General features: G+C 48.4%; 11 protein-coding genes. 8 read left to right on the forward strand and 3 right to left on the reverse strand.

Annotation, left to right across the window (positions count from 1 at the left end; translation table 11 throughout):
• The first annotated feature begins 137 nt into the window (after nucleotides 1-137).
• From C3V36_05770 to lon, 7 genes are all read left to right on the forward strand, one after another.
• Nucleotides 138-1,991, forward strand: a complete 1,854-nt coding sequence (locus tag C3V36_05770) for a PTS beta-glucoside transporter subunit EIIBCA (protein AVM68784.1) — start codon at nucleotides 138-140, stop codon at nucleotides 1,989-1,991.
• Nucleotides 1,988-3,442 (forward strand): beta-glucosidase, encoded by a 1,455-nt coding sequence (locus tag C3V36_05775; protein ID AVM68785.1) that lies wholly within the window; start codon nucleotides 1,988-1,990, stop codon nucleotides 3,440-3,442. Before C3V36_05770 ends, C3V36_05775 begins: the two co-directional genes overlap by 4 nt.
• A 126-nt stretch (nucleotides 3,443-3,568) precedes the next feature.
• Nucleotides 3,569-4,402: a transcription antiterminator BglG gene (locus tag C3V36_05780; GenBank protein ID AVM68786.1), complete on the forward strand. Its 834-nt coding sequence runs from the start codon at nucleotides 3,569-3,571 to the stop codon at nucleotides 4,400-4,402.
• 162 nt (nucleotides 4,403-4,564) lie between these two features.
• The gene (locus C3V36_05785) at nucleotides 4,565-5,842 is read left to right on the forward strand and encodes a trigger factor (GenBank protein ID AVM68787.1); all 1,278 of its coding nucleotides are present in this window, start codon (nucleotides 4,565-4,567) and stop codon (nucleotides 5,840-5,842) included.
• A 296-nt stretch (nucleotides 5,843-6,138) separates the two neighbouring features.
• Nucleotides 6,139-6,720, forward strand: coding sequence for an ATP-dependent Clp endopeptidase, proteolytic subunit ClpP (gene clpP, locus C3V36_05790; GenBank protein ID AVM68788.1), 582 nt, complete (start codon nucleotides 6,139-6,141; stop codon nucleotides 6,718-6,720).
• A gap of 24 nt (nucleotides 6,721-6,744) precedes the next feature.
• The gene (locus tag C3V36_05795; protein AVM70455.1) at nucleotides 6,745-8,040 is read left to right on the forward strand and encodes an ATP-dependent Clp protease ATP-binding subunit ClpX; all 1,296 of its coding nucleotides are present in this window, start codon (nucleotides 6,745-6,747) and stop codon (nucleotides 8,038-8,040) included.
• An 11-nt stretch (nucleotides 8,041-8,051) separates the two neighbouring features.
• Entirely contained in the window at nucleotides 8,052-10,415 is a 2,364-nt protein-coding gene (gene lon, locus C3V36_05800; protein ID AVM68789.1) for an endopeptidase La, read from the forward strand.
• Between the two features lie 204 nt (nucleotides 10,416-10,619).
• Here the strand turns inward: lon and C3V36_05805 are convergent, their stop codons facing one another.
• Nucleotides 10,620-11,207 (reverse strand): class I SAM-dependent methyltransferase, encoded by a 588-nt coding sequence (locus tag C3V36_05805; protein ID AVM68790.1) that lies wholly within the window; start codon nucleotides 11,205-11,207, stop codon nucleotides 10,620-10,622.
• A gap of 297 nt (nucleotides 11,208-11,504) precedes the next feature.
• Entirely contained in the window at nucleotides 11,505-12,047 is a 543-nt protein-coding gene (locus C3V36_05810) for an ECF transporter S component (protein AVM68791.1), read from the reverse strand.
• A gap of 432 nt (nucleotides 12,048-12,479) precedes the next feature.
• Here C3V36_05810 and C3V36_05815 point away from each other — a divergent pair, with 432 nt between their 5' ends.
• Nucleotides 12,480-13,703, forward strand: a complete 1,224-nt coding sequence (locus C3V36_05815) for a GTP-binding protein (protein AVM68792.1) — start codon at nucleotides 12,480-12,482, stop codon at nucleotides 13,701-13,703.
• Between the two features lie 23 nt (nucleotides 13,704-13,726).
• On the opposite strand, the gene C3V36_05820 is transcribed toward C3V36_05815, so the two are convergent.
• Nucleotides 13,727-14,617 carry a sugar ABC transporter permease gene (locus tag C3V36_05820; protein AVM68793.1) on the reverse strand — a complete coding sequence of 297 codons (891 nt, stop codon included), beginning with the start codon at nucleotides 14,615-14,617 and terminating at the stop codon, nucleotides 13,727-13,729.
• Nucleotides 14,618-14,624: the final 7 nt, after the last annotated feature.

Here is a 14,624-nt window from a genome sequence, read left to right on the forward strand (position 1 = left end):
TAATAGCTAAAATATAGCCCGCTTTTGGGGGAGTTTTGGACAGCTATTTCAGGTGCGATCTTTTTTTGTTTCCTTTTTTGGCCGATCAGGATAACAAAAAATGAACAACAGGAAAAACATGGAAAGGAGTTATTCTTATGGCAAAAGATTATTCATCTATCGCTAAAGCCGTCGTAAAATTAATCGGTGGTGAATCGAATGTAACTCATTTTGAACATTGTTCGACCCGGCTGCGTTTTTCGGTTGCCGATTTGAGTAAGGTTGATCAGGCCGGATTAAAGGGAATTTCCGGAGTGATGGGCGTGGTTGCCAGCGGGAACCAGTGCCAGGTAGTCATTGGCAATGATGTGATTGAAGTTTTTGATGAAATCAAAAAGATTGCCAAGTTTGGCGGTAGTACATCTGCCCCGGTCGCCGGCGGCAAGAAAAATATCGGACCGATGGTGTTGGACTTTATGGTCGGCGTATTTCAGCCGCTGGTTCCGGCGATTGCCGGCGGCGGTATTCTAAAAGCGTTTTTGGCGTTGCTGTCCTTAATCGGAGTGATGAACAGCAGCAGTGTGTTATATCAGGTGCTGATGAATGTAGCCGATGCGCCGCTGTACTTCTTGCCGGTGCTGGTAGCGGTCACCATGGCGACCAAGATCGGCTGCAATAAACTGACAGCGGTGGCGGCGGTGGGAGCACTGCTTCTGCCGAAAACGGCTGCTTTAATCGGCGCCGAAACTCCGGCTGTTTTGTTTGGGTTGAAGATTCAAAATGTCAATTACGCCTATCAGGTATTTCCGGCGATTTTGGCAGTGGCGGCGCTCTATTTTATTGAAAAATATGTAACCAGGATTACGCCCAAACCCATTCGGGTGTTCTTTGTGCCGATGGTATGCTTTGCGGTGGTATTTCCGCTGACGCTTTTGTTATTGGGACCGATTGGTCTGACCTTTGGTAAAGGGCTGACGGCGGTAATCCTTACTTTATACAAATATGTCGGCTGGCTGGCGGTTGGCCTGGTGGCGGCAATTTTACCGCTGATGATTTCCGTTGGTGCGCATAAGGCGTTTATCCCTTATTTGCTGGCAACATTGGGCGATTTAGGATATGAGATTTTGTATATGGGTGCGTCTTTGGCGCATAATATTTCCGAGGGCGGAGCGGCTTTGGCGGTTGCCTGCAAGACGAAAAACGCGGAACTGCGCTCGGCTGCTTTTTCCAGCGGCGTCTCGGCTATTTTTGGTATCACCGAACCGGCCATTTATTCCGTTACTTTACAGCATAAAAAAGCGCTTTACGGCGTGATGATCGGCAGCTTTGTCAGCGGCTCCTTTATCGGCATGATGGGCGTAAAAGCCTTTGTGGCCATGGGACCGGGTCTGGCCGGCATGGCGATGTATGTTGATCCGGAGAATGGGATGAATATTATTTGGGCCTTTGCCGGATTCGGCATTGCGCTGGCTGCTTCTTTTATTGCCACCTTCCTGTTATATAAAGATGAAGCTGCGGCAGCTGTTAAGGCGCCGGCAGAACAACATAACGATGAAATCTTCCAAGCACCGCTGACCGGTAAAATGGTTGATATCACCGAAGTTCCGGACGCGGTCTTTTCCGCTAAGATTTTGGGAGAAGGCGTTGCCATTATTCCGGACAAGGGTGAGCTTTACGCCCCGGCGGACGGGGTGATTGAAACGGTTTTTGAATATAAGCATGCTATTGCCATGACCTGCGACAATGGTGCGGAGGTTCTGCTCCATGTCGGCATCGATACGGTTAAGCTGGAAGGTAAATATTATGAAGCCAAAGTCAAAAGCGGCGACCGGGTAAAAGCCGGACAGCTCCTGATGGAGTTTGATATTGACAAGATTCGGCAGGCCGGATATGATGTTGTTACACCGATTGTGGTCACCAATCATGCCGGTTTTCAAATTGAAAAAGGGAAGCCCGGCCCGGTTGAAGTGGGCGCTGTCATTATGAATGTTTCTAAGGAGGTGTCGGTATGAGTTTTCCGCAAGGCTTTCTGTGGGGCGGAGCGCTGGCTGCCAATCAGGCGGAAGGCGCGTGGAATGTGGACGGTAAGGGCTGGAGCGTGGCTGACGTGGCCACTTACAAGCCGAATGTCGATGTTAAAAATTACAAGGCGCATGTAGCGATGTCCAGTCAGCATATTCACGAGGCAATGGCCGATACGGATGACACTTATTATCCTAAGCGCCGGGGAATTGATTTTTATCATCATTATAAAGAAGATTTGGCTTTGTTCGCTGAGATGGGCTTTAAGGTTCTGCGCGTTTCCATTGCCTGGACGAGGCTATTTCCGACCGGCGAAGAATCCGAGCCGAATGAAAAAGGGCTGGCTTTTTATGACAGTCTGTTTGCGGAAATGAAAAAGCTGGGAATTGAACCGCTGGTTACGCTGCATCATTACGAGATGCCGCTGGCGCTCAGCTTAAAATATAACGGTTGGACCGACCGCCGAGTGGTGGATATGTTCCTGCGCTATGCCAAGACCTGTTTTGCACATTACGGCAAATATGTTAAATATTGGCTGACCTTTAATGAAATTGACAGCATTCATCGCCATCCTTTTATTACGGCCGGTATTGTGCCCGATTTGTGCGGGGAAAAGGGAGAAGCCGCCTGCTGCTATCAGGCGCTGCATCATCAGTTTGTGGCGGCAGCCAAAGCGGCGGTTTTGATGCGGGAAATGATTCCGGGTGCCATGATCGGCACGATGCTGACGAAACTGATGACGTATCCTTACACCTGTAAGCCGGAGGATGTGGCCGCTACCCAGAAAAAAAATCTGGAGAATATGTTTTATTCTGATGTGCAGATTTTTGGGGAATATCCGCGCATGATTTTGCGGGACTTGGAAAAGCGGGGAATTAAGATTCTGATGGAGCCGGGAGATTTGGAAATACTGGCGCAGGGAACGGTAGATTTTCTGTCTTTCAGCTATTATAACAGCATGACGGAATCGGTGGATCCGGATGCGCCGCGGACGCCGGGCAACACCGTTTTGGGTGTTAAGAACCCATATTTGGGCAGCAGTGAGTGGGGGTGGCAGGTTGATCCGGTCGGTATGCGGATTGCACTGATTGAATTGTATGACCGTTACCGGCTGCCGCTGTTTATTGTTGAAAATGGGATTGGCTCACATGATACTGTTGAGCCGGACGGCTCTATCCATGACCCGTACCGGGTGGATTATTTTCGTCAGCATTTTCTCCAGATGGAAAAGGCGATTGACGAGGGAGTAGAATTGATGGGTTATACCAGTTGGGCGCCGATTGACATTATCTCTGCGTCAACCAGTCAGATGAGCAAACGTTATGGCTTCATTTATGTTGATCAGGATGATTTGGGCAACGGAACTTTAAAACGCTCGAAAAAAGATAGCTTTTATTGGTATCAAAAGGTTATTGCCACCAATGGTGCGGATATGAGTTGAAGTAAGGACTTGACAGGGTTATAACAGAAAAGTTTACAGTTCAGACAAGCTTTCCGGGCGGATCAATCCGGATTATCTGCCGGCCTGAACTGTAAGCTGTAAATTGTGAAAGGAGGAGCGGACAGTTTGCTGACCATTAAAAAGGTACTGAATTCCAGTGTTGTGTTGGTAACTACGCAGGACGGACAGGAACAAATCCTGCTGCAAAAAGGCGTTGGTTATGGCCGTAAGCCCGGAGAAGCGATTGAAGTGCTGGAAAACAGTCAGCTGTTTGTTCCTTTTATTCCGGCTGACAGGCAAAATATGCTCCAGCTTTTGGCTGAGGTGCCGGCGATTTATCCGGAATTGACTCAGGAAATCGTGACCTATGCGCAGCAGCAATTAAATGCGGCGCTCAATCCGCATATTTATTTGACGCTGACCGATCATCTGCATTTTGCGGTACAGCGGGAAAAACAGGGAATCATTATTACCAATCGGGTATTTTGGGAAATGAAAACCTTCTACCAAAAAGAATACGCGATTGGCCGGTATGCCTTGGAAATAATTCGGGAAAAACTGGGCAGCCGGCTGCCGGAAGAAGAGGCAGCCAATATTGCCTTTCATATTATCAATGCGCAAAATGAGGACAGCCAGGGCGATGCCATGCGTGACGCCAGATTGATTGGCCGGATTGTCATGCTGGTGGCTTATACCATGAAGTACCAACCGGATAAAGAAAGCATTCATTATGCCCGCTTTATTGCGCATTTGCAGTATTTTGCACAGCGCTTTTTCACCGGCAAGATGCTGGATTCAAAGGATGATTTTCTTTACCGGCAGATACGGGCGGCTTACCCGCAGGCATTGGCCTGTGCCGAAAAAGTCAGGACGCTGCTGGTCAAAGAAAATGACATCTTTATCAGTAATGAAGAAGTAGCTTATCTGGCTGTCCATATTCAGCGGCTGACCGACAAATAAAATAAAATCTCTTTCCATTTTCCCCAAAGTGTGATATACTGTTGCCGATAAGAGCGTGAATACAGAGTGGCAGGAAAGACCGGCGGCATTTGTTTCCGCTAAGTCCTCACATAGCTGTCCGCTTGTCTGAACTGTAAAACAAAAGTAAGAAGGAGAAAAGAAATGAGCGCAAAGGTTGAACATTTGGGAAAAAGTATGGTTAAAATTACAATGGAAGTAGACGCCGCTACCTTTAAAAAGGCGATTGAAACGGCGTATTTAAAAAATAGAAGTAAAATCAATCTGCCCGGCTTCCGGAAGGGCAAAGCACCGCGCAAGCTGATTGAGCAGGCGTATGGGGCTGAGGTGTTTTACGATGATGCGGCCAATGAGGTAATGCAGCCGGCCTATGAAAAGGCATTGGCTGAGGTGGAACTGGATATCGTTTCCCGTCCGAGTATTGACATCGTCAAGGCCAAAGAAGGCGAGGAGTTCATCTTTACCGCCGAAGTAGCGATTAAGCCCGAAGCGGTTTTAAAAGACTATAAAGGAATTGAACTGAAAAAAGAAGAGATCAGCGTCAGCGAGGAAGAGATTGATAAAAAACTGCAGGAAGTCAGAGAGCAAAACGCTCGGATTATTGATGTGGATGACCGTCCGGTTAAGACCGGTGATACCGTCACCATTGATTATGCCGGTTCGGTTGACGGTGTAGCGTTTGAGGGCGGCACCGATCAGAATCACAAGCTGACCATCGGTTCCGGTCAGTTTATCCCTGGCTTTGAGGATCAGATTATCGGCAAGAATATCGGCGATGAATTTGACGTGCAGGTAACTTTCCCGGAAAAGTACCATGCGGAAGAACTGGCCGGAAAAGCTGCGGTTTTTGCTGTTAAGCTCCATGCCATTACCGAAAAGGAACTGCCGGAGTTGGATGATGAGCTGGCACAGGATGTGTCGGACTTTGACACTTTGGCGGAGTACAAGGAAGATATTAAAAAAGAGCTGCTTCACGAAAAGGAACATAAGGCTGAGCATGAGCTGGAGCATCAGGTCATGGATGCTTTAGTGGAAAGACTGGAAGTGGAGCTGCCGGCGCCTATGGTCGATTTGGAAGTGGAAAATCAAATTTATAATATGGAAAACCGGATGCGGGCGCAGGGCTTTTCCCTGGAGCAATATATGCAGTTCACCGGTCAAACGATGTCAGCTTTGCAGGACAGCATGAAGGAAAGCGCTGTCAAGGGCATTAAAGGCCGGCTTGCTTTGGCAGAAGTCATAAAGGCCGAGAAATTGGAAGCAGCCGCCGAAGATATCGAAAAGGAATATCAACAGATGGCGGAAAACTACAACATGGAGATTGATAAGATTAAAGAATATGTACCGGAAGAAGAAGTCAAAGAAACGATCTTGAACCGGAAAGCGCTGGCGGTGGTGACCGAAGCAGCTAAGTTTATTTAATTGGCACACGGATAGTATCCCGGGGTCAAAGGCAGTTGCGGCATGATAAAAAAGAGGATAAATTCTTTGGCAGGGAAGCCCGGCAACGGAGTTTTATACTTTTGATCTTTCCATCATAAAATTAAATAAAAGACGGCGGAGAAGCGGCGGACCTTTAAACATAGGGGACAGCCGCTTTCCGCAACCTATCGGCCTAACTTTCAGGTGAGTCCATCCAGATTGCCGCCCGGCAGAAGTGCGCAGCGCTTCGACCGGGGAAAGCGAAGCTGTTAACAAAAGAAAAGGAGTGAAGCAATATGAGTTTAGTACCTTATGTTATCGAACAAACCGGACGCGGTGAGCGTTCTTATGATATTTATTCCCGGCTGCTGAAGGAGCGCATTATTTTTTTGGGTGAAGAAGTCAATGATGTGACGGCCAGTCTGGTCGTCGCCCAGCTCTTATTCCTGGAATCGGAAGACCCGGAAAAAGATATTTATTTGTACATCAACAGCCCGGGTGGTGTGATTACCGCCGGTATGGCGATTTATGATACCATGCAGTACATTAAGTCCGATGTATCGACGATTTGCATCGGCATGGCGGCCAGTATGGGCGCTTTCCTCTTAGCTGGCGGTGCCAAGGGCAAGCGGATGATTCTGCCCAATGCCGAGGTCATGATTCACCAGCCGTCGGGCGGTTCGCAGGGACAGGCCACCGATATCAAGATTCAGGCGGACCGGATTATTGAAATGCGGCGGCGGCTCAATCAGCTTTTAAGCGAAAATACCGGTCAGCCGCTGGAAGTGATTGAAAGAGACACCGAGCGCGATCATTTTATGAATGCCGACGAAGCGGTTGCCTATGGGATCGTGGATAAAATAATAGAAAAGAAATAAGCAGAAAGAAGAAAGGTGATAAATTTGACGAAGCAAACAGATGAAAAAAGGCAGCAGATTCGCTGCTCGTTTTGCAATAAGACGCAGGATCAGGTCAGAAAAATGATTGCCGGGCCGAACGCTTATATTTGTGATGAATGTATCGGTCTGTGCGGAGAGATTGTCGCCGAGGAGTTAGGGCAGGCGCATGAAATTGATTTGACCAATATTCCTAAGCCGGGGGAAATTAAGGAGTTTCTGGATCAGTATGTGATTGGTCAGGAAGAAGCCAAAAAAACTCTGGCGGTAGCGGTTTACAATCACTATAAACGGGTGAATGCCGGTGATGATGACGAAGTTGAGATTCAAAAATCCAATATTCTCCTCTTAGGGCCGACCGGTTCGGGCAAGACTTTGCTGGCGCAGTCGCTGGCCAGAGTATTAAACGTACCCTTTGCCATTGCCGACGCAACATCGCTGACCGAGGCCGGTTATGTTGGCGAAGATGTGGAAAATATTCTGCTCCGGCTGCTGCAGACGGTTGATTTTGATGTGGAGAAAGCGGAACTGGGCATCATTTATATTGATGAAATCGATAAAATCACGAAAAAATCGGAAAACCCCTCCATTACCAGAGATGTCAGCGGCGAAGGCGTACAGCAGGCACTGCTGAAAATCTTAGAGGGAACGATTGCCAATGTGCCGCCGCAGGGCGGGCGCAAGCATCCGCATCAGGAGTTTATTCAGGTCAATACCGCCAATATTTTGTTTATTATCGCCGGTGCATTTGACGGTTTGGAAAAAATCATTGAGAAAAGAAGCGGCAAAAACGGCATTGGTTTCGGCGCGAAAGTGACAGGCAAACAGGAGGAATCCCTGGGAGATACACTCAGGAAAGTAAGCCCCGAGGATTTAATCCGCTACGGCCTGATTCCGGAGTTTGTCGGCCGGGTGCCGGTGGTGGTCAGTCTGGATAACCTGGATGAAGAGGCGCTGATCCGGATTTTAACGGAGCCGAAAAACGCATTGGTTAAGCAGTACCAAAGTCTTTTGGCGATTGACGGAGTGGAGCTTGAGTTTGAGGAAGCGGCGCTGAAAGCGATTGCGAAAAAGGCAATTCACGGCAAAACCGGTGCCAGAGGGCTGCGGGCGATTATTGAAAAATTGATGCTGGATATTATGTATGAGATTCCCTCTGACCCGGAGATCAGCAAGGTGATTATCACGGAGGCGGCGGTTTCCGGCGGAAAACCGGAGGTAATCCGCAATGTTCAGGCAATTAAAAAGCCCTCTTTCCCCAAAAAGAAAAAGGTTGTCGACTCAAGCCAGGATCTTGCCTGACAGGAGGCGCCATGGAAAATAAGAAAGAGATGCCCTTGTTGATTTTAAAGGGCCTGGTTATTTTACCCAAAAGTCTTCTCCATATCGATATTAAGCACGAGTTTTCGGTCACGGCGGTCGAGCGCGCCATGGCCGAAGACCAGCTGGTCTTTTTGCTGACGCAGAAAAACTGGCTGAAAGATGAGCCGGATTTAGACGAGGACCTTTATACTGTCGGCACAATTGCCCGGATCAAGCAAATCGTCAGACTGCCGAAAAACAGCCTGTCGGTGGTAGTTGAGGGTCTGGCGCGGGGGCGGATGGAAGCGTATGAGCTGACGGATAATTTTTACCGGGCAAAGGTGGAATACCTGCCGGAGCTTGCGGCGGAGGTCAGCCCGGAAGAAAAAGAGGCCTATGTTCGTCAAATTCAGGAGGCGGTGGCGGATTACGTTGAACTGGCCGGTAAGATTGACAGGCAGTTGGCGGAGCGGGTGCTGGCAGCCGATACGCTGGGTGATCTGGCGGACGGGATTGCCGCTTATTTGCTGCGGCCAATGGAGAAAAAACAGGAGATTTTAGAGGAACCGGACGAAGAAGAGCGGATTAAAAAAATCAGCCAAATACTGCTGACCGAAATTGAGATCATTAAGCTGCAGCGGAAGTTAGGCGAGGAAGTGAAACGCTCGCTGGATAAAAATCAGCGCAATTATGTGCTGCGGGCGCAGCTGAAAGCAATTCAGGAAGAGCTCGGCGAGGAAGACGACGAAGAAGATGAGATTAAGGAGTACCGCCGGCAGATTCAAAAGCTGAAAGCGCCGGCTGAGGTTCGGGATAAACTGACGCTGGAATTAAAACGCCTGTCCAAAATGCGTTTGGCTTCGCCGGATGCGGCGACTGCCCGCAATTATTTGGATGAAGTGTTGGAATATCCGTGGAACAAGCGAACCAAGGAATCGAATGACCTGAAAAAAGCAGAAACGATTTTAAACGAAGATCATTATGGTCTGGAAAAAGTCAAGGAACGGATTTTGGAACATTTGGCAGTGCGCCAGCGCTCCAAAGGCGAGGGCAGTCCGATTCTCTGTTTGGTTGGCCCGCCCGGTACGGGCAAGACATCGGTGGTCTGCTCCATTGCCAAGGCAATGAACCGCAAGTATGTCCGCATTTCTTTAGGCGGCGTCCGCGATGAAGCGGAAATTCGCGGGCATCGCAAGACCTATATCGGTTCCATGCCGGGCCGGATTGTGACGGCGATGAAACAGGCGGGGACGGTCAATCCGCTCATTCTCTTAGACGAAATAGACAAGACCAGTTCGGATTTTCGGGGCAATCCCGCTGCCGCTTTGCTTGAGGTTCTCGACGGCGAGCAGAATAAGAGCTTTCGGGATCACTATTTTGAAGTGCCGGTCGATTTGTCGGAGGTTTTGTTTATTGCTACGGCCAATACTTTGTCAACCATTCCCCGGCCGTTGATGGATCGGCTGGAGATTATTGAGGTCAGTTCCTATTCGCTCAATGAAAAGTTGCATATTGCCAGACGGTATTTGCTGAAAAAGCAGATGAAAAAGAACGGTATAACCGAAAAAGAACTGACCATCAGTGATAATGCCCTGCGCGAGATTATTTCCGGCTACACCAGAGAAGCCGGTGTTCGTGGTCTGGAACGCAAGCTTGGCGATATCTGCCGCAAGGCCGTCAAGGAAAGCCTGCTGACCGGCAAAACCCGGGCGACGGTCAAGGAAAATAATTTGGAGCATTATTTGGGGATTCCCAGCTATCATTATGATAAAATGGCGGCCAGCCCGCAAATCGGCGTGGTTCGCGGTCTGGCCTGGACGGAAGCCGGCGGCGATACCCTGTCGATTGAAGTGGCGGTAGTCGGCGGCAAGGGCGACTTTAAGTTGACCGGCCGTTTAGGTGATGTGATGAAGGAATCGGCCAGCACGGCCATGAGTTATCTGCGCAGTACAACCGATCAGCATCAGCTGCCGCCGGATTTTTATAAGACCAAGGATTTTCATATCCACATTCCGGAGGGGGCGGTGCCCAAGGACGGCCCATCAGCCGGAATTACCATGGCGACGGCGATGCTGTCGGCTCTGACCGGCCGGGCGGTGCGCAATGATATTGCCATGACCGGTGAGATTACGCTGCGTGGCCGGGTGCTGGCTATCGGCGGCCTGAAGGAAAAGATTTTGGCGGCTAAGCGGGCCGGGATTAAGGAAATCATCGTCCCGGCAGCTAACAAGGCCAATGTCGGCGAATTGGACAGTGAGATAGTTAAGGGTTTGACGATTCATTATGTCGAATCGGCGGAGGAAGTTTTTGCCTTGGCGGTTTTGGCGCCGGCGAAAAAGCCCCGCTCCGCCGGCAAAAAGAAAGCGGCCGAGTAGATTAAATAATAAAAGAGCAGATTAGTTAAAAAGCTGGTTTCAGCTGAAAATAATCTGCTCTTTTTACTTGGTTTCTCAACTTGCCGGAATAGTCTTTTTTTAACGTTTAGCTATGTCAATTCGCAAAAAAGGCTTTGCCTTTTTCGCTAGGCATTCTGCTAAGCGGGTTGTGCCCGCGTAGAAACGCAAAGCCCTTCGACAGAGTCAGTTTTTGACGACTCCCGACAAAATATAGCAGTCCGGCGTATCCACCAAGATATCAATGGTAAAGTACGGCGCGAAAGCAGCCGCTTCCTCGGCGGCGCTTTGCAGCGTCCGTGATATGGTGTGATGATTGGCCGGGCCGCTGTGCCGGTGATTGATAACCTGCCGGCTATGGTCATGGGCAATCACCATTCGTCCGTCGCCGGTTAAAATCCGGCGGAGTGCAGCCGCCAGTTTTTCCGGCTCCAGGATATGTGGATAAGCGTTGAAAACAATCGCCCAGTCAAAGCCCGTTTCTGCAAACTCCATAACATCCGCGCAATGAAAACGCACCGGTTTGCCTTCGGCTTTGCGCCGGGCCAGTGCAATCATTTTCTCCGACACGTCAATCGCCTGATAATCGGCCGGCTCATAGGGCAGAATATGCGGCACCAACACACCTGTACCGCAGCCGATATCAAGCACCTTTTGTCCTTTTTTCAGGCCGGTCAGGCGCAAAATAGCGGCGATCCGGTCATGGTCATTGTGCACGCGGCTGTCCCACTGCTCAGCCCGCTGGTCAAAAAACTCCTGCATTAAAGTAGACATAAATTTCCTTTCTGTTTCATTTCTAACGAAGTGTATTCGGCCAAAAAACAAAGTCTTTTGCCAATTTCCAAATATCGAAACGTTGCGCTTTCTGTACGGTGCGAACCTGTCAAGCAAAAAGACACAGCCTTTTAGCAAACAGAAGTGGTGAAACGCTGCGCTTTCCACGTGGCACGCAGCCTACCTAAAAATGGCTGTCCCGATGAATGCGGATAAGCTTAGTTTTTAAGATCAGGTTTATTAGCAGCATGCGCGCTAAAGGCAGGCGGAACTTGCCGGCAAAAGCTGAGTGAAATTTTAATTATCATAAACGCGGGCTTTATTCAGCAGCAGCAGAAGTGAAGGAATAAAGATTAACTGTAAAATAATACCGGGCAAACCTTTGGTCACTGCACCGATAAGATAGGGCAGCGGCGAAAGCTGAATTCCGGCGACGGTCAGGGAAAGAACAAAGACCACCAGGCCGGCCGCAATCCGGCCGCCAAGCATAGCAATCAGCAGGCAGAGAATTTGCGCCAGACTTCGGTTTTCCACCAAACGGCGCTGGCGGCTAAAGGACACCAGTCCGGCGTAAGCAGCCAATTCTACCATCATAATAACGGCCATTGGGAACAGCGGCGGCATACTGGTCAGAATAGAACTAAGCAAGGGGGTTAATAAACCCACCATAACAGCTGGCAGGGGTGATAAGAAAAAGCCGGCCAACAGTACCGGAATATGCATGGGCAGAAAAACAGGACCGCCCATTTGAAAGAAATGGAAGCCCATCGGCAGAACAATGCCCATGGCAATAAAAAAGGCAGCTTTGGTTAATTCGGCAGGTTTGAAAGTCGGTTTCATGGAATTCTCCTTTTTTAAGCATAATAAATTTTCTCGTGATCACCCACCGAAAATCATTTTTTCAAATGCTGCCAAAAGCCGGTGATAACGAGCACGGCGCCAAATCAGCGGTTAGGCTTGCTATTTATCTTGAAAAAATTCATTTTCGGTCAGGAAAGGCAAATTCTTTTGCCGGCTTTCGGCTTCAGCCGAAAAGCTGTCTGATATCAGTTTGATGCCGCTTCAGCGGAGAGCCTTTTGGACATGGCCAAAGACAATTATAAAGTTTATATATGTAAAAACTAAAAATAATATAACATATTTTAACGAGATGGACAAGAGGGGAACGGAAAATTCTTTTGCCCAAACTATAATGTGTGGCTTTTCTTGACAACGTCCCGAAATATGATAAAATATGATTAGTCACCGATTATCCTAAAAAGGAGGTGCATCATGGCATACATTACCCGAGAGCTTGAAAGGAAATTCCTAAAACTCAATGATTTTTTTAAGGTCGTTCTTGTAACGGGGGCAAGGCAAGTCGGTAAAACAACGATGTTAAAGCATTTGGCCGGCAATGACAGAACCTATGTCACGATGGATAATGCAATGGCAAGGGCGCTTGCCCAATCTGACCCGGTATTGTTCTTCCAGACCTATAAGCCGCCGATTCTCATTGACGAGGTGCAGAAAGCACCGGAGCTATTCGAGCAAATTAAGATTATTTGCGATGAGAACGACGAAACAGGTTCTATCTGGCTTACTGGTTCGCAGCAGTACAAGATGATGAAAAGAGTACGTGAGACCCTTGCCGGAAGAATTGGTATTCTGGAACTATACGGTTTATCCGCAAGAGAAAAAGCTGGGCTTGTGTTCGATACCGACTTGGATTTCTCGTTGGCCACCTTGCAGGCAAGGCAGCGGAAGCTTCCCCAAAACGATGTGATTCAGGTATTTCATCATATTTGGGAGGGTGGTATGCCGCAAGTGCAGGGGGTGGATGATGAACTCAGACAAGAGTATTTTAATTCCTATATCGACACTTACCTGATGCGTGATGTTGCCGAAGCAGGCGGGATTACCGATACCGTGCGTTTCCGCAAATTCCTTGTAGGCTGCGCTGCCCTTGTATCAGAGCAGGTCAATTACGCAACGCTGGCTGAATCTGCTGACATTGCGCCAAGCACCGCCAAGGAATGGCTGAAGGTGCTGGTAGGACTTGATATCATCTATTTGCTTGCACCGTACGCCAACAACGAACTAAAACGACTCAGCAAAACACCGAAGCTGTACTTCTGTGATACGGGACTTTGTGCCTATCTATCTATGTGGCTGACACCGGATACGCTGCGCAGCGGTGCTGCCAGCGGCCATTACTACGAAAATTATGTGGTAATGGAGTTGGTCAAGAACTACGCCTATGCCAAGTCCAAGGTGAACCTTACTTATTTCAGAGATTCCAACGCCAAAGAAATTGATGTATTTGTTGAGGAGAACAATGTCATTCATCCGCTGGAGATTAAAAAGAGTGCCGCACCTGACCGCCGTGAAGTCAAAAAATACAGTGTGATTGACAAAGCGGCCTTGAAGCGTGGAGACGGCGGCATCATCTGCATGTGCGAGCAGCCGATACCGATTGACGCGGATAATTGCTTTATTCCGAGCAATCTGATCTGAATAATTTTAAAGCACTGGCTGCCCTACCCCTTAACTGACCCGATCATAACGCCTTTGACAAAATATTTTTGAATAAAGGGATAAATTAGCAGGACCGGTACCATGCTGACCACAATCAGGGCATATTTGATGACCCCGGCTGACTGCGCCAGTTTGGCCTGCATTTCCGGATCCGATACCGTTGACGGGTCAATTTGATCGGCCATTAGAATTTCCCGCAAAAACAGAGTCAAAGGATATAAATTCTTGTCATTTAAGTAAATCATAGCGCTAAAATAGGAATTCCAGTGTCTTACCCCATAAAATAAAACCAGCACGGCGATGATTGCTTTGGACAGCGGCAGAACGATTCGAATAAAATACATAAAATCAGAACAGCCGTCGATTTGAGCAGCCTCCAAAAGATCGGTGGGAATCGTATTTTGAATAAAAGTCTTGCAGACAATCAGATTATATACGCCAATCGCGCCCGGAATCAGCAGAGCCCAGACAGTATTTAAAAATCCCAGCTTTTGTACCAGTATGTAGTGCGGAATCATACCACCGTTAAAGAACATGGTAAAAGTAAAAAGCAGCATAATAAAATTACGGCCGTAAAGGTCATGGCGCGATAAGCAGTAAGCGGCGGTCAGGGTCATGGTAATGTTAATCAGGGTACCGACCAGGGTATAAAAAAGTGAGTTTTTAAAGCCCAACCAGACGGTTGGAGTGTGGAAAACCGTCCGGTAGCCTTCCAGACTGAAGTCAACCGGAAAGAGGATGACTTTTCCGCTCTGGACAGCCGTTCCGGTGGAAAAAGAAGCACTGATCACATAAATACAAGGGTAGAGCACCAAAAGGAAAAATAATGTCAAAATCAAAGTAGTGAAAAAATAAAAAAGCTTATCATTCAAACTGTATTTTCTGCGATGCATGGCAACC

The organism is Lachnospiraceae bacterium oral taxon 500, from assembly GCA_002999035.1.
Lineage (GTDB): Bacteria > Bacillota > Clostridia > Lachnospirales > Vallitaleaceae > W11650.